Source organism: bacterium (assembly GCA_026416715.1).
Classification (GTDB): Bacteria; UBP4; UBA4092; order JAOAEQ01; family JAOAEQ01; genus JAOAEQ01.
In genome coordinates this window covers 133,951-157,936 of sequence record JAOAEQ010000002.1, presented here as the reverse complement: position 1 = coordinate 157,936, position 23,986 = coordinate 133,951, and the positions used below count along the sequence as shown (strand labels likewise).

21 protein-coding genes are annotated in these 23,986 nt (G+C 39.6%); 15 read left to right on the top strand and 6 right to left on the bottom strand.

Annotated features, from left to right (window positions below; translation table 11 throughout):
* The 6 genes from N3A72_01665 to N3A72_01640 form a co-directional block, all read right to left on the bottom strand.
* A partial coding sequence (locus N3A72_01665) for a DUF362 domain-containing protein (protein MCX7918318.1) occupies nucleotides 1-860 on the bottom strand: 860 nt, incomplete at its 3' end.
* A 286-nt stretch (nucleotides 861-1,146) separates the two neighbouring features.
* Nucleotides 1,147-2,331, bottom strand: coding sequence for a glycosyltransferase family 9 protein (locus N3A72_01660; GenBank protein ID MCX7918317.1), 1,185 nt, complete (start codon nucleotides 2,329-2,331; stop codon nucleotides 1,147-1,149).
* A gap of 127 nt (nucleotides 2,332-2,458) precedes the next feature.
* A complete protein-coding gene (locus tag N3A72_01655; protein ID MCX7918316.1) occupies nucleotides 2,459-3,940 on the bottom strand; it encodes an O-antigen ligase family protein in 1,482 nt (493 codons plus the stop codon).
* An 81-nt stretch (nucleotides 3,941-4,021) separates the two neighbouring features.
* Nucleotides 4,022-4,966, bottom strand: coding sequence for a lysophospholipid acyltransferase family protein (locus N3A72_01650; GenBank protein MCX7918315.1), 945 nt, complete (start codon nucleotides 4,964-4,966; stop codon nucleotides 4,022-4,024).
* A gap of 41 nt (nucleotides 4,967-5,007) precedes the next feature.
* Nucleotides 5,008-6,360, bottom strand: coding sequence for a cobalamin-dependent protein (locus N3A72_01645; protein MCX7918314.1), 1,353 nt, complete (start codon nucleotides 6,358-6,360; stop codon nucleotides 5,008-5,010).
* 17 nt (nucleotides 6,361-6,377) lie between these two features.
* A complete protein-coding gene (locus N3A72_01640) occupies nucleotides 6,378-7,310 on the bottom strand; it encodes a hypothetical protein (GenBank protein MCX7918313.1) in 933 nt (310 codons plus the stop codon).
* A gap of 610 nt (nucleotides 7,311-7,920) precedes the next feature.
* Between N3A72_01640 and N3A72_01635 the strand changes: the two genes are divergently transcribed.
* From N3A72_01635 to N3A72_01565, 15 genes are all read left to right on the top strand, one after another.
* Nucleotides 7,921-10,155 (top strand): vitamin B12-dependent ribonucleotide reductase, encoded by a 2,235-nt coding sequence (locus N3A72_01635; protein ID MCX7918312.1) that lies wholly within the window; start codon nucleotides 7,921-7,923, stop codon nucleotides 10,153-10,155.
* Nucleotides 10,156-10,345: 190 nt separating this feature from the next.
* Entirely contained in the window at nucleotides 10,346-10,846 is a 501-nt protein-coding gene (locus N3A72_01630) for a hypothetical protein (GenBank protein ID MCX7918311.1), read from the top strand.
* A gap of 114 nt (nucleotides 10,847-10,960) precedes the next feature.
* The gene (locus N3A72_01625; protein ID MCX7918310.1) at nucleotides 10,961-12,028 is read left to right on the top strand and encodes a thiamine phosphate synthase; all 1,068 of its coding nucleotides are present in this window, start codon (nucleotides 10,961-10,963) and stop codon (nucleotides 12,026-12,028) included.
* Between the two features lie 71 nt (nucleotides 12,029-12,099).
* Nucleotides 12,100-13,422: a phosphomethylpyrimidine synthase ThiC gene (thiC, locus tag N3A72_01620; protein ID MCX7918309.1), complete on the top strand. Its 1,323-nt coding sequence runs from the start codon at nucleotides 12,100-12,102 to the stop codon at nucleotides 13,420-13,422.
* 597 nt (nucleotides 13,423-14,019) lie between these two features.
* Nucleotides 14,020-14,298 (top strand): integration host factor subunit beta, encoded by a 279-nt coding sequence (locus tag N3A72_01615; GenBank protein ID MCX7918308.1) that lies wholly within the window; start codon nucleotides 14,020-14,022, stop codon nucleotides 14,296-14,298.
* A 168-nt stretch (nucleotides 14,299-14,466) separates the two neighbouring features.
* The gene (locus N3A72_01610) at nucleotides 14,467-15,741 is read left to right on the top strand and encodes a DUF2029 domain-containing protein (protein MCX7918307.1); all 1,275 of its coding nucleotides are present in this window, start codon (nucleotides 14,467-14,469) and stop codon (nucleotides 15,739-15,741) included.
* Nucleotides 15,742-15,960: 219 nt separating this feature from the next.
* Nucleotides 15,961-16,914 carry a peptidylprolyl isomerase gene (locus N3A72_01605; GenBank protein MCX7918306.1) on the top strand — a complete coding sequence of 318 codons (954 nt, stop codon included), beginning with the start codon at nucleotides 15,961-15,963 and terminating at the stop codon, nucleotides 16,912-16,914.
* A gap of 184 nt (nucleotides 16,915-17,098) precedes the next feature.
* The gene (locus tag N3A72_01600; protein ID MCX7918305.1) at nucleotides 17,099-18,082 is read left to right on the top strand and encodes a PfkB family carbohydrate kinase; all 984 of its coding nucleotides are present in this window, start codon (nucleotides 17,099-17,101) and stop codon (nucleotides 18,080-18,082) included.
* Nucleotides 18,083-18,192: 110 nt separating this feature from the next.
* Entirely contained in the window at nucleotides 18,193-18,549 is a 357-nt protein-coding gene (locus tag N3A72_01595) for an aspartate 1-decarboxylase (protein ID MCX7918304.1), read from the top strand.
* 358 nt (nucleotides 18,550-18,907) lie between these two features.
* Nucleotides 18,908-19,801, top strand: coding sequence for a 30S ribosomal protein S2 (gene rpsB / locus N3A72_01590; GenBank protein MCX7918303.1), 894 nt, complete (start codon nucleotides 18,908-18,910; stop codon nucleotides 19,799-19,801).
* A 50-nt stretch (nucleotides 19,802-19,851) separates the two neighbouring features.
* Entirely contained in the window at nucleotides 19,852-20,709 is an 858-nt protein-coding gene (gene tsf / locus N3A72_01585; GenBank protein MCX7918302.1) for a translation elongation factor Ts, read from the top strand.
* Nucleotides 20,710-20,732: 23 nt separating this feature from the next.
* On the top strand, nucleotides 20,733-21,473 hold the full coding sequence (gene pyrH, locus N3A72_01580; protein MCX7918301.1) for a UMP kinase: 741 nt from the start codon (nucleotides 20,733-20,735) through the stop codon (nucleotides 21,471-21,473).
* A gap of 76 nt (nucleotides 21,474-21,549) precedes the next feature.
* On the top strand, nucleotides 21,550-22,110 hold the full coding sequence (gene frr / locus N3A72_01575) for a ribosome recycling factor (protein MCX7918300.1): 561 nt from the start codon (nucleotides 21,550-21,552) through the stop codon (nucleotides 22,108-22,110).
* Between the two features lie 167 nt (nucleotides 22,111-22,277).
* Complete coding sequence (locus N3A72_01570) at nucleotides 22,278-23,054, top strand: isoprenyl transferase (GenBank protein ID MCX7918299.1); 777 nt, start codon at nucleotides 22,278-22,280, stop codon at nucleotides 23,052-23,054.
* A 7-nt stretch (nucleotides 23,055-23,061) separates the two neighbouring features.
* On the top strand, nucleotides 23,062-23,922 hold the full coding sequence (locus N3A72_01565) for a phosphatidate cytidylyltransferase (GenBank protein MCX7918298.1): 861 nt from the start codon (nucleotides 23,062-23,064) through the stop codon (nucleotides 23,920-23,922).
* Nucleotides 23,923-23,986 lie beyond the last annotated feature (64 nt).

The window sequence follows — 23,986 nt, the reverse complement described above, 5'->3', positions numbered from 1 at the left end:
TGAATGTATTCTTTAATTGGTAGGTGCAACAGTACTCGATGATGTTCCGGAGTAATCAATCCAACTTGTTCCGCCATATAGAGTAACCTTAACCAAGTTGGTACTTGCCCTTGCTTGACGTTATCAGAAGTTGATACATCAATAAACCCAGCAATATATGCACAAGCTAAATCCAGTAGATACGGATCCGTACTGATAAGAATCAGACCGAGATTAACCGGCGTTCCGCGAGTTGGACCTGTTCCTTCCATAGCAATCATTCCATCGAGAATATGGAGATGCGGTTGAACCTGTTGATTCAGTTTAATGATGTTTTTAACCAACGACTGATGCATTTTCTTTTTATTCTCCTGTCCCACAAGACAACCCATAAGATTTTTTAGTGCACCGGTCATACCGACTTCAAAATGGGTCTTGAATTTGGGTAGATTAATCAGAAAATCCGCTTCACGGCACGGTTTTCCAACCTGTGCAATTACGCCGTTCTCTAGTTCAACTGGAATCCCTTCAGCATAATTTAAATCGATTACGTCGACCTTATAACGTTCCGCTAGTTTATCTACCATAAGCCGCGTGATTACATTGATTTTATTTCGATAAAACCCAGAATTTGTCCCTTCTCCGATAGCGATATGTTTATATCCTTCTTTCTGCAGAAACCAAATTACTGCTGATAGCAGTCGTAAATCAGTCGTATTACCGGTCAAGGCATTCATATTACTATTTAAATTCGGCTTGAGTAGGATTCTAGCAGATTTCGATGTCGGGAAAATATCAAGATATGCTCGTAATGCTTCCGTTAATAAGCCTTTTAATTCCGAACCTTTATTACAACGTAATATATTGATTCTAAAAGACATAGATAATCAAAAGCTGCAATTTTTAAAATTTTAAGTCATTATCGTTTTATCTATTTTCATATAATATAGTTAGACGCAAGATAAAATTTTCAGAATCAATAATAATCTTAACAATCCTTCTAAAATAGATATAACACAATTGAAATTATTAGACTTATATTAACAATGTAAATTTAATTGCATCAGAACATAATTTACATTAGGCTAATTCCAATACTATATAAGAACCCGAATTGAACAGTTCAATTCGGGTTCTACTTCGCTAATGTATCGAGATAAAAACGGCTTAAGCGTTGAGTATATTCGCTAATGATTGTTCGACGTCGTCTACCCTAATTGATTTTAAGCAGTCGTTATATATTTTATACTTGCAGGTTGATTCATCGCAAGTTGTTCGACAGGGATACGGTTTTTCTATAACGAAATGATTCGATCCGTAAGGAGCGGTTTCATACGATTTGGAAGGACCGAATATCGCTAAACATTTCGTGCCAACTGCAGCAGCGAGATGCATCGGGGCGCTATCGTTGCAGATTAAAATTCGGCAATAATGAATAATTGCTGCTAATTCTCGAAGCGTTAAATCGGAGAGAATAGCGACTTGAGAATGGCGCTGCCATGTTTTCATTCCCTTATTTTCCCATTCGGTATTCGGTATCTCAGGGGCAGTGAATAGAACTACTTTCCCTAAATGTGTTTGAGTAACTCGTGCAATTAACTCTGCATAACGAGCAATTGGCCAGCGTTTTAACGGCATCCGCGCTCCGGGATGAATTCCAATGAGAACATCTCGTTCCACATTAAAGCCAAAAGATTGCAATCGGGTTAATGCTTGTTTCTTTTCCGTTTCGGTTAAATATATTTTCGGCATTTCATGAGAAACAGAGATTTTTAATGCTCGCAAAATATCTAGATGAAACTGAACTCGGTGTTTTGTTTCTTGTAACGGGATAATTTGTGTCAGCCAATAAGCGCCTCCGCCGGAACCGTAACTAATTCGATGTTTCGCCCGACTTCGATACGCTAAAAAATAAATATCACGGATATCCCCGCGGAAATCGAAGACCACCTCGAATCGTTCTGCGCGGAGTTGTTGGATAATCTCTCGGTATTTTTTTAATGCAACTGAGTTTGGTTGAGGGTAAAACCAGAACGCATCATATTTAATCACCCGGTCTACTGCTGGATGATGTTCTAACAATGGCGCTGCGCTATGACTAGTTAAAAAAACCAGTTCTGCGTTCGGAAACGCGCTTCGTAACGGTGTTAATACAGGGAGCGTCATAATTACATCGCCGGTATATGCAGTGCGGAGAATGAGAATTTTTTTGATATTTGCAAAATCTTGCGGGGATAGCTGAGAATTGTTTTGTCCGGAAATCTTATTCCAAATCCGAACCACCGGACCGATAACTGAATCTGCGAATTTAACCGCCATCAGCTTTTTCCGATTGATAATCTTATAATGCATAATGCAGGTTGAATAGTTAACCAGTTAAATAAATACAATGACGGAAGAATGGAGAAACGCTAGACCGGTAGAACGTAAGACATATAGTTTTTCAGTTCTTCCGTTATACTAATTGCCTATTTAACCATCATTTACCTTCTTCTTTTGTCTTCAATGCAAGATTGATAGGAAGCAAGAGTATCGCTAAATATATCCACGTTGGAATCCAATAATAATCATGTTCGAATCCTAATGCAAACCCATCTGCAACTAATGCACCGGCAATAATCGCCACTGTCTTGGTTAATTCTGGTGATAAATCATGCCGGCGTAACGCATAAATCGTATTTTTAACTATCGAAATCAAAAGCGTTGCCAAAATAATTGTTCCGAAAATTCCGAGTTCGACCATAAGATGGATATAAGTATTATGCGGATGAGGTGCGTTTTGATAAAGATACTCGGAAACATTTCCCGCTCCTACTCCAAGACCATAGGTAGCGAAAAACTGATAGATACTCTCTTGCCACCATGTCATACGCAGTGTCCACGAACTATCTTTAACTTCAACGTCAGAAATTACCGCTGCAGTAAACCGGGTTAATCCTTTTTCCAGATGACTTACTATGGATAAGAATAACATCGTAATAAAAATAATCATAATTACCATACTGAACCAGAACTGTTTTCTGTTCCACGTCGTAATTCGTTTACAAAGTAAATATATGGTAAGAAATGCCCCGAGTAACATACCGACTATCGGCGCTCTGGTTTTAGTCAGTAATTGCGCATATAGCATATAGAACATTGATATAATAAGCATCGTTTTTGTAGTCCACCGTCGTTGAGATATTAATAATACTCCAGCAAGAAATAGATGGACCGTCATTAGCAATGACATCTGATTATAGGTTCCGAATCCCATTGCTCGTTTCATTCCTTGGCGCATCACATAGAAAAAGGTGCTTTCAAAAATCTGAATATTATCGGTAGTAATCAGCGGGTAAATATAAGTTCGGTCGGTTGAAAAGAACGTAGATAGAATAATTGCGGCTGCAGTAATCAATCCTCCAAGAATAACAACGAGATAAAATCGGAATAACTGCGATTCTGTTTGGATAAGTTGGAATATACAGTATATGACCATAAATGAAATCAGTAAATTTAGTCCGCTATACCACGCAGAGAATGGTTTTTCCGTCCAGGCTGATGATAGGATACTCCACACAATCAACATCCCTATCGGAACCAACAGAAAAACTTGCGGAGCAGCATACTGCTGTAATTTAGCGCTAAATCGGAGTAATACTGCTAGGAATAACAGTGAGCCAAATATTGTTGGAAATAATAAGAGAATTTTATAGGTATGTGACTGATACACGATATTGATAACAAAATTATAAAACGGAAAACAGAAGGCTAAAATACCAAGTGCAATCCGTGGTCGAATAAGTGCAATAATGAAATACAGCCCGAGAATCAATCCCACTACGACTAGTCCTGGCTGCGTTAGTGATGGGATAGTACTCACGATAATAGCAAGTGTACATTCAATGATTATAATCGTAATCCACCAACGCAACGGAAAACTAAATCGAAGCGCAGATAATTCTGTTTTTGCAGTAACCATAAGTAATAGATTAATTAATAACTTAATAGTTAACCAAAGGGATAAGTAAACCCCTTCAATTCATTTACTTAGTTAGTTTACTTATTTCATTTTCTGCTTCAGCAAGTGCTGGGCATACTCCATTCGTTTATCCAGTTCATCCCAAAATCGCCATAATCCAGGATATCGCCGAACATAAATTTCTAACTGCCGGATGAATGGTTCAAGTCGTTCTGCAACCGACCCGGTTTCCGGCAAAGCAGGATAAATAATAGTTTCCCAGTGGATTGCGGTTTTCGGGATTAAAAAAATCGGTAGCACCGAAGCGCCAGTTCGCTCCGCTAACTGAATCCCACCAACCGCAAATGGTAGCTGTTTTCCCAAAAAAGAAGCGGAAATAAATTTCCCAATAAACGTACCGCCTCCCGCACCATCGCCACTGGTCATAACTATAGCATTTTTTCGTAACCCTTCTACCACAGGACGGAGAAACTTATCTGCCGCAATAATCCGTGCCGGGATTTTAGCTTCCTCTTTAAGTCGAAGTCGAAATGCAACCTTGCGACCAATCCAGCTTAGTCCTTTATCTGTCGGAAACCCAATCTGAATTACCTGATATCCAGCTAAACCGAGTGCGACTAGGGTTAATTGAGCAGGACCAAAATGTCCATGGAGTAGAATCACACCATGATTTTTTTTTAGTGCAGCTTCAAGATGTTCTAGACCAACAAATGAATGATAACGCCCAATATTATGCTTATTTAACCTTGGAAAAAAGAAAATAGAGAGTTGATTTAAATAATGTGTTGTCAGATATTCATTAATAAAATGCTTAACCGATATTCCTGTTATTTCGGAATTAAAAATTAAGGTGTATTGTCGCTGGAGATGTTTCTTTCGCCCCTGGGATATAAGCGCATGGATTTTTCCCAATTCACGAAGTAGATAGATGTTCCACGATATCGGAATAAGTTTTGTTATCCAGCGGATAGGATACCAAACCAACAATCGGGCGATATCACGAAAAACACTTTCTTGAACGACCATAGAAATTGTTATAATCGGTTTTTTATCTCCGTAATCGGATGTTAAACTTTTCTCCCTATTAGTTTACCTATGGTTAAATCAATCATATCAAGCATGCGATTGGTTAGAAAATTCAGCAGTTTATAGTTCGGACTGATATAAAATAGCGATTTTAATTCTGATTCAGTTTTAGGTAACAAATCAGCCGTAGGCGAAATTATTTTTTCTTCAATAGCAATCTGGTGTAATCGAGTATGCGGTTCAATACGAATCCAGGAGACGTGGACTCCGCCTTTACGGCGTAGTCCGAGCAAAAGATTTTCCTTTAGAAAAAACCATAGCGTTTGTAAATATTCACCAATCGTTATCCCCGGATAATTTAAAAAGAACGAATATCCACAATGCACGCCCGGAATTTGATGGCATAATTTTGCCGTTCTTCGAATATCTTGCGCCGTAAAATTTTTCTGGAGAACATTTAATCCGGTGTCCGTAATAGCGTCTGGTGAAAAAAAGAAATGATTACATCCTGCTTTGAGCGCTAATCGAATAAACGATTCGTCCATATCTTTCATATCAAAAAAGGCTGACCAGGGAACCGAATGTAGTTTTCGCGAAATAAGCTCTTGGCAGATCGCTTCCGCATGTTCTTTTGGTACATTAAAAATATCGTCGACAAAGGTATACGTTGGAACATGATATTGATTTATTAACAACTCAATTTCATCGACAATAGATTGTGGTGAACGGAGTCGAACTCCCATACCGGTTAAATGCGGATAACTGCAATAGATACATTTCAACGGACAACCCCGTTTACTTTGCACTCCGATTGCCGGTAAACGGTCAAAATATCGTTCTATTTGCGTTAAATCATGTCGCGGAATTGGAAGTGCATCGAATTGGGGTAGTCCGCGTGGGCCGCTAAAGAGTACTTTACCATCCTTCCGGTAAAAAATCCCGGGAACTTTCTCAGGGTCAGATAAATTCGCGAGCAATTCAGGAAACGATTCTTCTGCTTCACGGAATACTCCAAAATCGACTTCAGGAACTTGGCGCATAATTTGTTCTGCAAACAGTGAAAATCCGGAACCGCCAACGACGGTAATTGCTTCAGGAATCAAACGACGAATGAGCTGAACGGTAGGTTGTAATGTTTTCCAATGCACATATAAGTCGCGGAGATTGGTAGTATCAATGTTTCGTTGCGAAATCCCAACAATATCGGGATGGAATGAAAGAATGATTTCCGACAATGTCCCGTATGGGTCAGACTCGAGATTAGGATCGTAAATTTTCACCTCATATTGGTTTGGTGGTGTGGTTAGCGCTGCCGCTAAATATGCCAATCCTATCGGATAGACTAGTCCAAAATCTTTTCTACCAGTATGTGCTTGAACAAGGAGAATTTTCATAAAAAAATGGTAACATCCTATGGCTGAATAAAAAATGAAGGTTCAATCCAATATACTTTAGCATAATGACACGGATACTGGCGAATATATTTCTCTAATCGTGCAATATATTCCTTCATAATCGTTGTATCATCTTTATCGTTCATTTCCATTTGGTCTTCGATAATCAGCCGATGCCGAAAATCTTTTTCGCGAATGAGAAATACTGGCAGCACTATCGCGCCGGTTAATTTTGCAAATCGCGCTAGCCCAGGAGAAAATCGAGCTCGTTGGCCAAGGAAATCAAGTTCAAGCCATTGTTCCGATTCTCGACCATCTGCAGCGAACAAGACCACTTCATTGTTCTGAATTGCACGGACGGCACCACGTAACGGTTTATCAATGTAATGGAACGTTACCGGTAATTGTTCACGATATCCGATTCGATATCGGAACGCTCTATTTCGAATTGCGTTGATTATTCTGCCGTAAAACGTGTCTTGGACGGCCGGTGGGTTCCACCGACTAGCGATTTGATGGAGTTTATATCCTTGATACCCGATCGCTGGCATCAGAAATTCTTCATTTCCAAAATGACCATGCGCTAGAATAACACCTCTATGCTGGTGGAGTGCAGCATCGAGTTTTTCTAATCCGATATAATGTACCATACGGTTGATTTTTTTAGAATCTAATTTTGGATATAGAAAAATTTCTATCGAATTTAATGCATAATTTCTAAATGTATTTTTAACGATGCGAAGTAATATTGATTCGTTCGCATCGGGAAAAAAATATTTCAGTCCATTCAGAACCCGTTGGCGTTTACCGATGGCAAACCAATAATGGCATCGCCCAGCAAAAACCGCTAACCGATAACTCCATGAAGTCGGAATTAGTTGAATAAAAAATCGCCACGGATGCCAATAAATCCATCGGGCGAATTCTGCTACAAGCAGCTTTATCATCATGAGTATTGAATTAATTCGATAGATGTTTTTCTGCTATAATTTTACCATATAACTTCATTTGGATGTCGCGTTTTCATTCGAAATGTTCGAAAAAATATTCGGAGTTCAATTGCAGGAAAAAGTATTACCATCAAGATATTTTAGAAATATTTAAAAAAATATAAAAAAACTATTGACAACTATATATTGTGGAGTATAATACTAGGGTACACAAGATATTGTGTTCCCCTTTCCTAGTCATTCGATACAAAAAGAGCGTTAAACTATGATAACGTAGTAGTTTTATTTTTCAGCAGCAGTGAGCCGATGGTAATAGGGAAAACGCTCTCCATAAGAAACGTCCAAGCGATTGGGGAAAACAATACATAGAAAGTAAGAATCAAATTAATTAACCATATACAAAACGTTTTGAATTTTGGATTCCCTCCTTTAAGATAGAGCAAACGATACACCATAAATATTAGGATTACGATTTTTTTCGGTAGTAAATAATTAAGTTTATTTTCAAACAGCAATTATATTGCTATTATTGTCTACTATTAAAAAAACCAATGGTGTTTCTGCTGTCTTTAGGAGAAATTCGAAATTCAGAATCGGCTTTATTCTTCCTATGCTATCCTTATCAAAAAATGCTCAGATTGTTTTAGAAAAGCGATATCTCCAAAAAAATGACCAAGGAGTACCAATTGAAACTCCTGAAGAGATGTTTCAGCGGGTAGCAAAGACGATCGCTAGCGCAGAAAAAAATTATAAAAAGTCAGCGCGTGAAATTAAGCAACTGGAAAAAGAATTTTATCGGATAATGACCGCGCTCGAATTTTTGCCAAATAGTCCTACCCTGATGAATGCTGGTCGACCGCTAGGGCAACTTTCCGCTTGTTTCGTTCTGCCGATTGATGATTCGATGGAGAGTATTTTCGAAACGATTAAAAATACGGCATTGATTCATCAGAGCGGTGGCGGAACCGGGTTTTCATTTTCCCGACTGCGACCAGCAGGAGATATGGTTAAATCTACCCATGGTGTTTCCAGCGGTCCAATTTCGTTTATGGAAGTGTTCAATGCGGCTACTGAAGCTATTAAACAAGGAGGAACTCGTCGTGGTGCGAATATGGGCATTCTGCGGGTTGACCATCCGGATATCCAGAAATTTATCACCGCTAAACAGGATTCAACGAAATTAAATAATTTTAATATTTCGGTTGGGATAACCGAAAAATTTATGGAGGCAGTGAAAAAGAACGAAGAATACGAATTAATCAATCCGCGAACCAAACTACCTGTAGCCAGGTTAAAAGCAAAAGATGTTTTCGACCAGATTGTTAATCTTGCTTGGAAAAATGGAGAACCGGGAATCGTTTTTCTCGACCGGTTAAACCGCGATAATCCGACGCCAAAACTTGGTGAAATTGAGAGTACAAATCCGTGCGGGGAACAACCGTTGCTTCCCTATGAATCCTGTAATCTTGGGTCGATTAATTTAGCGAAAATGTTGAAAGTATCTAAAGATACCGTAAGCATTGACTGGAACAAACTAAAGTCTGTAGTTCATCTTGCGGTTCGATTTTTAGATAATGTTATTGACATCAATCGGTACCCAATCCCAATGATTGAACAAATGACAAAAGGGAATCGGAAAATCGGGCTTGGAGTTATGGGGTTTGCCGATATGTTAATTCAATTATCAGTTCCATATAATTCTGATACGGCATTAAAACTAGCTGAAGAAATCATGTCATTTATTGCAAAAGAAGCGAAAAAAACGTCACAGGAACTAGCAAAAGAACGAGGTGCATTCCCGAATTTCAAAGGAAGTATCTACGATAAACCAGGAGCGAAAAAATTACGGAACGCGACAACCACGACCATTGCACCAACCGGAAGTATAGGAATTATTGCTGGGTGTTCGAGTGGGATAGAACCGTTATTTGCAATATCGTATATCCGTAAAACCGGGTTGGGCAACGTTGACTTAACCGAAGTGAATCCGCTGTTTGAAAATATTGCTAAAAAACGCGGGTTCTACTCCGAAGCGTTGATGCAGAAAATCGCCGAACTCGGTTCAGTCCAAGGAATAGCAGAGGTTCCGGATGATGTAAAGAAAATTTTTGTTACTGCACACGATATCGCTCCGGAGTGGCATTTGAAAATGCAAGCAGCGTTTCAGAAGTATGTCGATAATGCGGTGAGTAAAACGGTTAACTTTCCCAATAGCGCTACTCCAGATGATGTTGCAAAAGTATATTGGCTGGCGTATGAACTTGGATGCAAAGGGGTAACCGTTTATCGGCATGGAAGTCGAGAAGAACAAGTTATTAATATCGGGAAACAGAATGACTCAACTTCGATACGAAAACATCGGGTAACGCCGCGACCGCGTCCGTCAATAAGTCGGGGGTTTACCGAAAAAATCAAAACCGGCTGTGGTAATCTCTATGTTACTGTCAATGAAGACGAACACGGGCTCTGTGAAGTATTCACGGCGATGGGCAAATCCGGTGGATGTATGGCATCACAGTCAGAAGCGACTGGTAGATTGATTTCATTAGCCCTGCAAGCCGGGGTTGACCCTGAACTCATTATTAAACATCTGAAAGGTATTCGATGTCCGTTACCGTTCTGGGAGAATGGAAGTGTTACTCTTTCCTGTGCGGATGCTATCGGCAAAGCTATGCAGCATTATCTTGAACGAAATCATCCGGTTACCGTTGAACCAGTAAAGAAAGAAACAGTGCAGAAAACGTTAGTTGGCATTTGTCCCCAATGTCCGGAATGTGGTATGCTCCTTGAGTATCAGGAAGGATGTATTATTTGCCGAGCGTGTGGGTTCTCCAAATGCGGGTAGGTAAGGTTAAAACTCATACCGTATCGTAACATAAGAAAACCAGTTCGATTGCAATCGAACTGGTTTCTTATAGATTCTTCGAGATTCAACTCGCTTGACGAAGCCTACCTTCGATTGCTATGATATTTACTATCATTTCGAGTACATAGCGAAATAATTCCGTTACCTATAACGCTCTCATTACCACTTTATGATTACCGACTTGGAACAAAAAATCAAAAAACTTAAAGAAAATATTAGCAGTAATAAAAAGCAAATTAAAGAATTAAAAACCGGGATAACCGGTCTGGAACGGAAACGGGAAGAATATTTATCGAAAGTATCAAGTAATAATGCAGATGCTGCGGCGCAGATTGCGTTGTTAGAAGTGGAAAAAGAGCTGGAATTAGCTAAAGAACAGTTGCGCGATTTAGAACGAACAACCAGCGATTTAGCGCTCGAATTGAAAGAAGCGAAATTAAATCTCGAAAATACCCTCGCAGAAAGCCTGCGGCAGGAGTTGACAAAAGTTCGAGAAGAACGAGAACAACTTCGGTCGGAACTGATTCCACAAGCGATAAAACACTTAGAAGAACTGCAGGAACGATTAAAAAAACTTGATGCGCTCGTCGTTACGTTAAGTAGCGAACTCGCCCAGTTAACTCGCGAATCAACCGATATCCCCTCTGAAGAGGTCTCGATTAGAACGTAATTCTAATACAACTCCGAAAGTCAGAATATTGAACATTGCCAAATAAATCTAATAATAGAAGCTATCAGATTATCAGGTTTTTATCTGTCTGGTTGAATTGGTTTATCAAACTATATGAATCGTAATAGTATTAATCGAATCCTGGATGCGAATTGCAACCGTGCAGCTGAAGGGTTGCGGGTCATAGAAGATATCTGTCGGTTTGTATTCGATTCCCAAGAATATACCGAACAGCTTAAATCATTCCGGCACCAGCTGATAGACACTATCAACCGTTTAGATCCAACAAATTACAACCTATTAGCTGGACGAAAAAGTGATTCCGATGTGGGTGAGAAAATGTTGCCGGAACTTGAGCGTGACCGAATGGGATTCGAGTCATTAATAGTCGCAAATTTCCGGCGGGTGCAAGAAGCAACCCGAGTACTCGAAGAAATCAGTAAACTGGTAAATCCCCATGTTTACACTATTTTTAAACAAATTAGATTTCAATTATATACGCTGGAAAAGAATATCATATTACTCTTTCCAAAAGGAAAACTTACCAGCGGTGAACTCTATGTAGTTACAGACCAGAAATTAGCGAAAGGACGACCGATTGTGAACGTGGTAAAACAAGCGATTGCTGGCGGTGCGACCATTATCCAGCTTCGGGATAAAGAAGCAGGAACCAGAATGTTAGTCGAACAAGGGAAGCGATTACGGCGGATAACTCGAGAGAATAATGTGCTATTAATTATTAATGACCGGGTAGATATCGCTCTTGCGGTTGATGCTGATGGTGTTCATCTCGGTCAGGACGATATGGCAGTGGATACTGCCCGAAAGCTACTCGGGTATGATAAAATTATAGGGGTAAGTGTGAGCAATCTAGAGCAAGCGATACAAGCGGAGAAATCCGGTGCGGATTATCTCGGGTTAAGCCCAATATATACAACGTCAACCAAACCAGACGCAGGAACCGGACTTGGATTAACATTTATCCGGCAGGTAAGACGAAAGGTTAAACTTCCACTAGTCGCTATTGGTGGAATAAATAAAAATAACGTTACAGATGTCATTCGTGCAGGTGCAGATATTGCTGCAGTAGTTTCTGCAGTAGTTTCTGCAGAAGATATTGAACAAGCAGCAAGAGATTTGGTTAAAAAAATCAAGAAGGCTAAGACTATTAGTTACAGATAGTTGCAGATTACCACAGATTAAATTCCGATACTATTTTTGGGTCATGCGTGTGCTCCGTCGTGACTGAATATATGACACAACTTGAAAGTGCTAGAAAAAAAATTGTTACTTCCGAAATGCAGCTGGTTGCAAAACTAGAGAATCTCGATACTAATTGGTTATGCGACCAGATCGCGATCGGTAAAATCGTTCTTCCGTATAATCCGAAACATTCGCCGAAACATCCTTGTGCTATTGGGAAAGGTACCAGAACTAAAGTGAATGCGAATATCGGTTCATCGCCGGATGTTCCGCAGGTTGAGAACGAACTGCGTAAACTCAACGCGGCACTAGAAGCGAAAACTGATACGGTAATGGATTTAAGCACCGGCGGGGATATTTTACTAATTCGGTCAAAAGTTATTGAACATAGCCCGGTTCCGGTAGGTACAGTTCCGATATATGGTGCGGCAGTTACGGCGAAACAATCACAACGAGCTATTGTTGAACTCACAGAAGACGAACTGTTTGCTGAAGTGGTTAATCAAGCGGAACAGGGAGTAGATTTCATGACCATCCATTGCGGGGTATGCTGGCGTACATTGAACGCGATGCAAGAACAGGGTCGAATAACCGATGTAGTCAGTCGCGGTGGTGCATTAACTCTCGAATGGATGATATATAATGAACAAGAGAATCCGTTTTATGAACATTATGATCGGCTTCTTGAAATAGCGCGAAAATATGATATTACGCTTAGTTTAGGTGATGGATTTCGTCCCGGTTGTTTAGCTGATGCTACTGACCGTGCACAAATTGAAGAGTTGATTATCTTGGGTGAACTAACCCAACGAGCGTGGGATGCCGGTGTTCAGGTGATGATAGAAGGACCGGGACATGTTCCGTTGAATCAGATTGGAATGAATATGCAGATTGAAAAACAGCTATGTAAAGAAGCACCGTTTTATGTTCTTGGACCGCTAGTAACCGATGTTGCACCCGGATATGACCATATCACTGCCGCAATTGGCGGAGCGATAGCAGCATCAGCAGGTGCTGATTTCTTATGTTACGTTACCAAATCCGAACATTTACGGTTGCCCACAGTCGAAGAGGTATACGAAGGAGTTATCGTTACCCGGATAGCTGCGCATGCTGCGGATATCGCTAAAGGACTTCCCGGTGCGCTCGAGTGGGATATCCAGATGGCAAAAGCGCGGAAATCGCTCGATTGGGATAAGATGCTCGAATATGCGATTGATCCGAAACGAGCGAAAACAATGCGGGAGGAAAGTCCGCCAACCGAATCTGATGTCTGTACGATGTGCGGTGAATTCTGCGCGATGAAAGGAATGACTGAATACCTCCGGAAGCCTCATAAATCAAAAATACAATCCCTACGGTCTCGGAAATGAACTCATCATTGCACTAGCAGGAAAGAATCCAAATAAATTTAATCTTCCGCGCAGTTGCATTGATGGTTAAAGTTTTTATTTAACACAGTGAATCAGCGAGATCTTTGGGTTGGTCAAAGTCTTACCATAAAAACCACGAAATTATCAAACCACAAAGACGCTAATCCAGTTACCTGAGCGGTCAAATTTACTCCGAACTCTTCAATAAACTCTGAAATTTTTTACCTAACTCTGTGAACAAACGAAGTAGACTATAGTTGCGGGTTAATGTATTACAGTTGAAATCCAGTTTGGGCGGATTCAATCCGGGTTAAATTAATGCTACTCTAAGTATCTAACGTTCTCTAATGGTTCTAAACGCATGATATTTTTATTTTTTTGAGCATAAATAGTAAGTAGGTCTTTTTTGGATTAATTTTTTTCCCTCTTGACAAACCCCAAAATCTCTTGTAAAATCAATAGTATCAATATTTTATTTTTCGACTTGATTTTAGTTTAAGGTTATCCGGGGGTTTACGTTATCCTAAATAGGATAGTAACCCTTAGCTAAAGCTGGGTAGAAAACTCTTAAACTTGATTTGATAGGAGGGCTTATTTATGATTAAAGCCGATTTAATTGAAAAAGTTTCTGAAGCAGCAAAAATCCCGCGGCAGGATGCGCAAAAGGTTGTTGAAACTACGTTCCAGATTATTAAAGATGCGCTAGCTGCCGGAGATAGAATTGAACTCCGTGATTTCGGTGTGTTCTTGGTTAAACAGCGGGTCGCTCGGGTTGGTCGCAATCCGAAAACTAAAGTTGAAGCGCCAATTCCTGCGCGGAAAATGCCGGTGTTTAAACCTGGTCGTGAACTGAAACAGATTGTTAATACAAAATAATGCGTACGTCCAAATGTCAAAATCCAAATAGCAAATAAATCTAATCATCATGAGATCAAATAGCTCTATGATAAATGATTTGGATTTAACCGATGTATTTGGATTTTGTCCCTGCTTCTGCAGGGATGACGTCATTCCCGCGGAAGCGGGAATTGGATTTTGGGTTTGATGATTCATAATAAGTCGCGGCTGATTTTAATTGGATTAGCGGTTCTTCTTGCCGGATTTTATATTCAGAATAATATCGTTTCTGTGTATTTCAATATGCATGGAAACGATTTTGCGCATCTATACCTTGGCGCATATCTTGCGAAACAAGGTAAAAATTTCTACTGTCCGCAAGAAATATTTGATGCCGCGCAACGGCTTGGAATTCAACGGGTTAATCCGTTTGTCTATCCGCCGATAGTAGCGATTTTTTTTATTCCATTAAGTTTATTGTCATATCCGATAGCGCAGGAAGCATGGTTTATATTCAATCATGTATTTTTAATCATCGGTTTAGGGTTATTGATAGCAACGTTCGATTCTGAGCATCGTCTAATTTATGTAATTTCCGCTTTAGGTTTAACTTTCAATTTCTATCCGCTATATCGAACGCTCACCGCTGGACAACTGAATTTATTAATCTTGTTTCTGCTCTGTTTTGCCTGGTTTCTTTTCGTTAAAAAGAGCCAGCTTTGGTCCGGAATGATTTTAGGCATCGCAACGTTAATCAAACTTTTCCCCGGATTATTTATTCTTTTCTTCCTGTGGAAAAGAGAATATAAACTCGCAGTAGCCGCTCTAGCAACGATAATCATATTAGTTGGATTAAGTTTAGCGATTCAAGGTATTCAACTATATCAAGATTATGGAACAATCCTAGCACAGATGAATTATGGGCGGTCAACATGGTCGGAATTCCAGCAACGGTTTGATGTAGAACCGGCAAATCAATCTATCCATGCATTGTTACTCCGTTTATTCGTTTCGAATCCGGTTACAACTCCGGTAATTAACCTACCAGTTCTCGCAAAATTGTTAAGTATATTATTTTCAATTATTCTTCTTGGTGTATGCATCTGGTTAACATATCCGAGGGAAAAGATGGAACCCATTATGTCCAGTTTACAACTTGAGTTTTCATTAATTCTAATAACTGCACTTTTAATTCCGAGTTTACTCTGGGATCATTATCTAGTATATTTCTTTTTGATTCTATTATGGTTAATTGACTATTGGTTTAAATCGAGCAATTTCTCTATCAAATCTATCATCTATACTTCTATTCTCTATCTAATTATGGCTATCCCTTATAATTTCTGGAGTCGAGAGCTTAACTCCGGATTCGGAATATTCCTGATGTCATTGAAGTTATACCCTGTTATTCTTATCTGGCTCTACCTAGCTTACCTAATTTATACCTACCGAATAGACCAACAAACTAAAACTACAAAATAAAACGGGTATAAAATGAGCTAACCCAGTGTAGAGGGGAATGAGAATTGAACGGTTCAATTCTCATTCCCCTCTACTTTTTGTCCGGAATAGCGAAATGAATATTTATTTGACAAGTGGTGTTGTTTCAGGATAGAGTATTTAGAAGAAAAAACGGTTCGAGTTCGATAGCTTAGAACGCGAATCGTATTTTTTATTTCTATTTCAAGAAAGGATTGGAGTATGGATAAAAAATTTAGTGGCAAAATCAAATGGATTGCAGTTATTAGTGGTGTAGCAATCACCGTAGTAGCAGCATCGTTTATCGCTATCGGTCAGGATAAGGAGGATAAAGCGAAAGCAGGGGTAACTGCGGGGGAACCTGCCGCAAAAGAGATTGTTGCAGAAGTGAATGGGAAAAAGATAACGGTATCAGAATTTAATGCGCAGTTAGAACGTATTGCAGGTAATGAACCGACGCAAGCAGATAACCCAATGTTGAAACAAAAACTATTAGATGGAATGGTTAAAGAGGCATTAATCATGCAGGAAGCGGAAAAGCTTGGCGTAGAAAAAGACCCGGAAGTGCAGAAAAGTCTTGAGCAGGCGAAACAGCAGATTCTAGTTCGTGCAGTAGTTGAAAAAGAAGTTATCGATAAAGTCAAATCGGTTGATGAGAAAGAATTGAAATCGTTCTATGAAGAAAATAAAGCGCAATTTCAGACTGGAGAAAAAGTTCGGGCACGGCATATTTTGGTAAAAACGAAAGCTGAAGCAGACCAAATCAAAGTTCAGCTGGATAAGGGGGCGGACTTTGCCAAACTTGCGAAAGAGAAATCGCTTGACACAGGAACGAAAGAGAACGGCGGCGACCTTGGTTTCTTTGGTAAAGGTGAAATGGTGCCGGAATTTGAGAATGCCGCGTTCAGTTTATCAACTGGGAAAATCAGTCCGCCGGTTAAATCGCAGTTCGGATATCATATTATTAAAGTTGAAGAGAAAAAACCGAGCGCTCCGTTATCCTTTGAAGAAGCAAAACCATATATTGAGCGACGGCTAATTAATCAAAAACAACGGGAACGACTAGAGTTATGGTTAGCTGAATTGGAGAAAAGCGCAAAAATAACCACGTATCCGGAACGGATTGGATTGGTAGGAACTGGTGCCCCTAAACCAGCAGAATCAGAAAAGAAATAGCCTTAAAAGTTCCATATAAATCATCAATAATATCTTGCAAATATTAAATCTTCGTTGCGGTCTTGGAATGCATCCTGCATCCTATAGTACATTACACCAAGACCGCAAATTATCGATATACCACATACCGCAAATGACGTTATAAAAACCTAAAAGATTTGTATTATAAGTTTTACATTCTGAAATGATGAACCACTCTAACCCATTAGTTATTACTGTAACTCTAAACCCACTGATTGATAAAACGGTCTATGTTGATAAACTTGTTCCTGGGAAGATACATCGGGCAATATGTGGTCCAGAAATAGTTGGGGGAAAAGGAATCAATGTATCCCGAGCGGTTAAACGGTTAGGCGGCGATTCAATTGCAATAACCTTTATTGGCGGCGAGATCGGTACCCATTTATCAACGCTCCTTCATCAGGAAAGGATACCATCGCGCTTCGTCAGAACGATAACTCCAACTCGTCTACAAATATCAATTCTTGAACAAAGCAATAATAAATCAACGTCTATAATTTTTCCAAATACTGGAGTCTCGCAAGAAGAATTAGATACATTATTATTTGAATTATCAAATCTACTTGTTAGGCAGAATAAAAAGTCTATTCTGGTTATTTCAGGGAGCGCACCATCAGGAGATATGGATACTTCGATAAAAAAAATTATTCATATGGCTAATAAATTCAAAATTAAAACTATTCTTGATAGTTATGGAACGGCGTTTGCAAGAGCATTATCCGAGCGGCCATTTTGCGTTAGACAGAATCGCAAAGAAGCGGAATTATACTTCAATCATAGGTTAACTCATCAAGGTGATATACTTGACGCTATCGCCGAATATTTTAAATTAGGAATTAAATTTGCTATCATAACCTCTGGAGCTAATGCGGTTTATGCCGGATATAACGGTTATTTCTGGAAAGTTACCCCACCTAAAGTTACTACCGTTAATCCTACTGGTTCAGGCGATGCGATGACTGCAAGTATTGCGTTAGATTTATTAACGATTGATGCTTCTGATTTATCTTTGAAACAGGCTGAACGAATCCTTATAAAATCAGTTGCTGCCGGTGCAGCAAATGCTACGGTCTGGTTACCCTGCGATATAACCAAGAAAATGGTAACCGAATTAACCCCGAAAGTTAAGATTAAACGGGTGGTTTAAAAATAGGTGAGTTCAATATATATAAATAGAAATTAATATTCAGGTTAACTTATGTTACAATAAAGTATTATTATACTTAGTATATTAAAGTTAAAGGAGCGAAATCCTATATGTATCGAACGATGTTAAAATCGAAACTGCACGGCGCAATTGTTACCGAGTGTAACCTCCATTATGAAGGAAGCATCTCGATAGATGAAAACCTTATAAAAGCTGCGGATTTGTTGCCCGGAGAACTTGTTCATGTATTGAACATCAACAATGCGGAACGGTTTGAAACCTATGTGATTAAAGCGAAAGCAGGTTCAGGCACAATCGGATTGAACGGTGCTGCGGCTCGACTTGTGCAGGTCGGTGATGAGCTTATTCTGCTGGCGTATGGCCAATATTCACCAGAAGAATTAAAACAATATAAACCCGTGATTATTCATTTAGATAAAAAGAATCGAATCTTGCGAAAAAAATAATAATTATTGGCTACGTGTCAATGAGAATAGCCGAAAGCAGGAAACAGGATAGGTTCTATCAGTTTTTGATGCTCTTTTTATTCTAACCTAAGTAACAACCTGAATAAAACATACCGTATTTAACAGGAAAAACAAGGGATCTCTTGCATTATTTTGATTTACCTGCCGATTTATGATATAGTATTTAGCTCTGAATAATTAGGAATCTCTCCTAAATTCAGAGTAATATTAAACTACAACATAACGCACGTTTTTCGATTCAGTTTCGGGTCCCTACAATCGATTTGATTCGGTTCGGGCGAAACTGAAAATGAGAGAAACGGTGGGTTAAAACCAAATATAGAGGAGGACGGTCATTATGACCAGTAGTACCCCAGTAATATCAATGAAGGAGTTTTTAGAAGCCGGAGTCCATTTTGGCCATCAAACCAGACGGTGGAACCCGAAAATGAGTCGGTATATTTTCGGAGAACGAAATGGTATCTATATCATTGATTTGAAGAAGACAATGAAAATGTTTATGGATGCCTGTAAAGTGGTTCGAGAAACAGTGGCTGCCGGTGAAGAAGTATTATTTGTTGGTACGAAAAAACAAGCGCAGGAAACTATTCGTGAAGAAGCGACCCGATGCGGGATGCCGTATGTCAACACGCGTTGGCTAGGAGGTATGCTCACGAATTTTACTACCATTAGTAAGGGAATTAAACGGCTGATTGAATTAGAGCAGATGGAACAAGATGGTAGCTTACAATTGCGCACGAAAAAAGAAGCTGCGCAATTGATGAAAGAAAAAAATCGGTTATTAAAAAATCTCGGTGGGGTTAAACAGATGCAACGGCTACCTGGACTATTGTTTATTGTTGACCCGCATACGGAACAAATTGCGGTGCATGAAGCGAACCGACTCGGAATTCCAACGGTAGCTATCGTTGATACCAATTGCGACCCTGACCAGATAACGTATGTTATTCCAGCGAATGATGATGCAATTCGGTCGGTGAAACTTATTACCTCAAAAATTGCTGATGCTGTGCTTGAAGGGAAAGCTGTGCTTGAGAAAACTATTTCAGAGCAGGTTGAAGGTGTGTCAACTCCGGAGACAATGAGTACTGAAGAGAAACCAGTTTCAGGCGAACTGCCACCCGAAATATCTGAAGAGATGTTTAAAGAAGAAGAACTTGAATTTCTAGAAGAATTTGATTCAGCAAAACAAGTGGTTAAAATTAAATCACCAAAGAAAAAAACGGTATAATGTTTACGATACGGTACCAAAACGTTTTGTATGGAGGGTAAGATTACATTATGTCAATAGTTATCGATGCTACAGCGGTAAAAAACTTGCGGGAAAGAACCGGTGCTGGAATGATGGAATGTAAACAAGCACTGGTCGAAGCAAAGGGAAATGTAGATGAAGCGATTGATATCTTGCGGAAAAAAGGGGCTATGCAAGCGGCAAAAAAATCCGGTCGGATAGCTGCGGATGGATTGATTGATACTTATTTGAGTCCCGATGCGCAACTCGGGGTTTTGTTAGAATTAAATTCAGAAACCGATTTCGTAGCAAAAACAGACCAGTTTAAAGCATTATTGAAACAATTAATTAATGAGGTAGTTGCAAAAGGGTATACGACTGTTGCGGAAGTTCCTACTGAGCCGATAACCGCGCTCATTGCGACATTAGGGGAAAATATCACTCTATCCCGTTTCGTTAAATACCAAGTGGAAGATAACCGTGGGATTGTAGATAGTTATATCCATCCGGGAAATAAGCTCGGGGTTATGCTTGAATTAAAAACCCAGAGTTCTGACGCAGCTAAACATCCTGCATTGAAAACGTTAGCCCATGAATTAGCGATGCAAATCGCCGCAGCATCACCCGAGTATATCTCACGCGCAGAGATTCCACAAGCGGTGCTCGATAAAGAACTTGAAATTTATAAAGAGCAAGCTCGGCAGGAAGGAAAACCCGAGAAAATTCTGGATAAAATTGCTCAGGGGAAGTTAAGTAAATTTTATAGTCAAGTTTGTCTACTCGAACAGTTATATATTCGCGACCAGAATATAACGGTAGAAAAAGTTATCCAGAAAACCGCACAAGAGGTTGGTGAACCGATAACCATATCGCGATTTGTCCGGTACAAAATTGGGGAAACAAAATAAAAAACTAACTTGGAGAGCATGTTATGTCAGTTGCTGAACCTAAATATAAACGCGTTTTATTAAAGTTAAGTGGAGAAGCGTTGCTCGGTGACCAAGAGTATGGAATCGATGGAACCGTATTAGATTCTATAGCGGATGAAATTGCGGAAATAAAAGAACTTGAGGTTCAGCTTGGGATTGTTATCGGTGGTGGGAATATCTTTCGTGGAGTGTCAGCATCAAAAACCGGAATGGACCGCGTTTCAGCTGATTATATCGGAATGTTAGCTACCGTAATCAATGCGTTATCGTTGCAGGATGCATTAGAACATCGGGCAATAAAAACGCGCGTAATGTCGGCGATAGAAATGCAGAAACTTTGTGAACCGTATATTCGGCGACGCGCAGTGCGTCATTTAGAAAAAGGACGCGTGGTGATTTTTGCTGCCGGAACTGGGAATCCGTTTTTCACCACGGATACTGCAGCGGCGTTGCGGGCAGAAGAAATCGGGGCAGAAGTGATTCTTAAAGCGACCCGAGTTGATGGCGTTTATACCAGTGATCCGGAAAAAGATAAATCAGCACAACTATTCAGCGATGTATCCTATCAGGAAGTATTGACACGCGGATTGCAAGTAATGGATTTAACTGCGATAACAATGTGTGTAGAATCAAAAATTCCGATTATTGTTTTTAATCTAAAACAATACGGGAATATCAAACGAGTGATTTTAGGTGAACCAGTCGGTACCTTAGTACATTCATCAGAAGACAACACACATTAAACTCATCACAACGCAGATACCGTTTAATCCTTATCTACGCTCTTAGCAAGAAATAAGCTCAGGGAGGACAATACCTATGCCAATAGATCCTTTATTGAAAGAGACGGAAGAAAAAATGCTTAAAGCGGTAGAAAATGCAAAATATGAATTCAGTAAAATCCGCACTGGTCGTGCAACCACCGCGTTATTAGACCCGATTCATGTCGAAGCTTATGGCGGAACAATGACCATAAAACAAATTGCGAATGTATCAATACCGGACCCACGGACGTTAGCAATTCAACCCTGGGATGTGAGTCTGCTTGGTGCAATTGAAAAAGCGATTTTAAAGTCCGACCTCGGGATTACCCCGAATAACGATGGGAAAATAATTCGGATAGTTCTACCGCAATTGACTGAGGAACGACGCCATGATTTAGTTAAAGTTGTCCGAAAACTAGCGGAAGAAGGGCGAATTGCGGTGCGGTCTATTCGCCGGCATACCGTTGAAACGTTAAAAAAACTGGAAAAAGAAGGGAAACTTCCAGAAGATGAGGGTAAACATAACGAAAAGAAAGTCCAAGAATTACACGATAAATATATTAAACTTATTGATGAAGCTCTAGCGAAAAAAGAAGCGGAAATTATGGAAGTATAGGTAGAAAATACAAAATTCCAAATCCAAATATCAAGAAAAAATCTAAAATTCCAATAAAAATAATGTTTTCTTGTCTAAGCTTTTTATCGATTATTTAATATTGGGATTTTAGTAGCTGTGCGTTCTTTGCGCATTCTTGCCGCGCTTTACGAGAACCGCATTGTTCTATGACTAATGCAAGCGTATCCAATCATTCGCCTTCGACTTTACTTGCCGAAATAGATAAAACCCGATTGCCTAAGCATATAGCGATTATTATGGATGGAAACGGACGCTGGGCGACCCAACGGCATCTACCGCGCATTGAAGGACATCGGGCGGGAATAAAATCTGTTCGCGAAGTTGTAGAAGCAGGTTGCGAGCTCGGTATCGGAGTAATAACTCTATATACTTTTTCTATAGAGAATTGGAAACGGCCAACAACAGAAATACGATTTCTAATGCGGTTAATGGAACAATTTCTCTACGATGAAATCGAAGAAATGAATCAAAATGGCGTGCGGCTGCTGATTACCGGTCGAACTGAACGAGTACCGGATTTTGTGTTAAAAGCGATGGAAATCGCCCAGAATAAAACGCAACATAATAGTAAATTAATCCTCAATCTAGCGTTTAATTATAGTGGTCGCGCAGAAATAATTGATGCAATAAAAAAACTTGTTATCGATATTCAGAACCAAAAGATTCACCCAGCTGAAGTAAATGAACAAGTGTTTGGAAAATATCTCTATGCTCCAGAATTGCCTGATCCAGATTTATGTATTCGAACCAGCGGTGAATTGCGTATCAGTAATTTTCTGCTCTGGGAAATGGCATATACTGAATTATGGTATACGGAAGTGCTCTGGCCAGATTTTCGCCGGGAACATTTATATCAGGCAATTTTAGACTTTCAACGTCGGGAACGACGTTTTGGACAGGTGTCGCAATCGAGCGATTTGTAATGAAATCATGCATATCAGGGGGGATTCTGCCCGAGTGATACTCAACCACCAGCCGATACGTCGAATTGTTACCGGAGTTATCTTTATTCCAATCCTGGTGTTTTGTCTATTGTCCAATCAGATTTGGTGGTTAACTGGAATAGTGACTATGGTAGCACTCTGGGGAATAAATGAATTTTATAATCTCGTTGCCAGAAAAGGAATAATGCCCTTTCGAAAATTCGGGACGTTAATGGTTTTACTGTTCTGTCTTAATGGGCCGATATGGCTGAGATTTGCTACGCCAGTACAATTAATAGTTGTGCTTATTCTCGGGAGTTTTTTATTAGCGCTGATTCGCCTTAATCCAGATAATAATCATTCGATACTACGGATTTCAACGACGGTTATCGGTGTACTCTATATTGCTCTTCCGTTAGGATTAATGCTATATATCTGGCAAATTCCCCGAGGCGGATTTTATTTACTATGGCTGATTGCTATAACCTGGATGTGTGATACAGGGGCGTATGCTATCGGGAGTGTATTCGGAAAGCATAAACTTTGTCCAACGATAAGTCCCAATAAGACAATCGAAGGTTGTTTAGGTGGGCTTGGTTTCGGAATCCTTGCTGGTTGGGTAGTGCAGTGGATTATAACCCGATATTTTACGAGTTATTTATTCCCTTCGGTATTAATGTTGCTTTATGCTGCAGGAATAGCTCTCACTGCGCAACTAGGGGACTTAGCGGAATCCGTGCTAAAACGAGAAGTTGGAGTTAAAGATTCGGGCAACACTTACACCGGACACGGTGGTATGCTTGATATTATTGATAGTCTTCTCTTTACTATCCCGGTTTTATACCTAATTCTTAAAATATATTATTAACTATAAATCCGAATATCGAAAATCAAAATCATAACATAAACAATAAACAATACAAAAAACGGAA

Coding starts and splice junctions, on each gene's coding strand:
- N3A72_01660 (MCX7918317.1), bottom strand. CDS start 2,331: ATGCATTATAAGATTATCAATCGGAAAAAGCTGATGGCGGTTAAATTC.
- N3A72_01655 (MCX7918316.1), bottom strand. CDS start 3,940: ATGGTTACTGCAAAAACAGAATTATCTGCGCTTCGATTTAGTTTTCCG.
- N3A72_01650 (MCX7918315.1), bottom strand. CDS start 4,966: ATGGTCGTTCAAGAAAGTGTTTTTCGTGATATCGCCCGATTGTTGGTT.
- N3A72_01645 (MCX7918314.1), bottom strand. CDS start 6,360: ATGAAAATTCTCCTTGTTCAAGCACATACTGGTAGAAAAGATTTTGGA.
- N3A72_01640 (MCX7918313.1), bottom strand. CDS start 7,310: ATGATGATAAAGCTGCTTGTAGCAGAATTCGCCCGATGGATTTATTGG.
- N3A72_01635 (MCX7918312.1), top strand. CDS start 7,921: ATGCTATCCTTATCAAAAAATGCTCAGATTGTTTTAGAAAAGCGATAT.
- N3A72_01630 (MCX7918311.1), top strand. CDS start 10,346: ATGATTACCGACTTGGAACAAAAAATCAAAAAACTTAAAGAAAATATT.
- N3A72_01625 (MCX7918310.1), top strand. CDS start 10,961: ATGAATCGTAATAGTATTAATCGAATCCTGGATGCGAATTGCAACCGT.
- thiC (MCX7918309.1), top strand. CDS start 12,100: ATGACACAACTTGAAAGTGCTAGAAAAAAAATTGTTACTTCCGAAATG.
- N3A72_01615 (MCX7918308.1), top strand. CDS start 14,020: ATGATTAAAGCCGATTTAATTGAAAAAGTTTCTGAAGCAGCAAAAATC.
- N3A72_01610 (MCX7918307.1), top strand. CDS start 14,467: ATGATTCATAATAAGTCGCGGCTGATTTTAATTGGATTAGCGGTTCTT.
- N3A72_01605 (MCX7918306.1), top strand. CDS start 15,961: ATGGATAAAAAATTTAGTGGCAAAATCAAATGGATTGCAGTTATTAGT.
- N3A72_01600 (MCX7918305.1), top strand. CDS start 17,099: ATGATGAACCACTCTAACCCATTAGTTATTACTGTAACTCTAAACCCA.
- N3A72_01595 (MCX7918304.1), top strand. CDS start 18,193: ATGTATCGAACGATGTTAAAATCGAAACTGCACGGCGCAATTGTTACC.
- rpsB (MCX7918303.1), top strand. CDS start 18,908: ATGACCAGTAGTACCCCAGTAATATCAATGAAGGAGTTTTTAGAAGCC.
- tsf (MCX7918302.1), top strand. CDS start 19,852: ATGTCAATAGTTATCGATGCTACAGCGGTAAAAAACTTGCGGGAAAGA.
- pyrH (MCX7918301.1), top strand. CDS start 20,733: ATGTCAGTTGCTGAACCTAAATATAAACGCGTTTTATTAAAGTTAAGT.
- frr (MCX7918300.1), top strand. CDS start 21,550: ATGCCAATAGATCCTTTATTGAAAGAGACGGAAGAAAAAATGCTTAAA.
- N3A72_01570 (MCX7918299.1), top strand. CDS start 22,278: ATGACTAATGCAAGCGTATCCAATCATTCGCCTTCGACTTTACTTGCC.
- N3A72_01565 (MCX7918298.1), top strand. CDS start 23,062: ATGCATATCAGGGGGGATTCTGCCCGAGTGATACTCAACCACCAGCCG.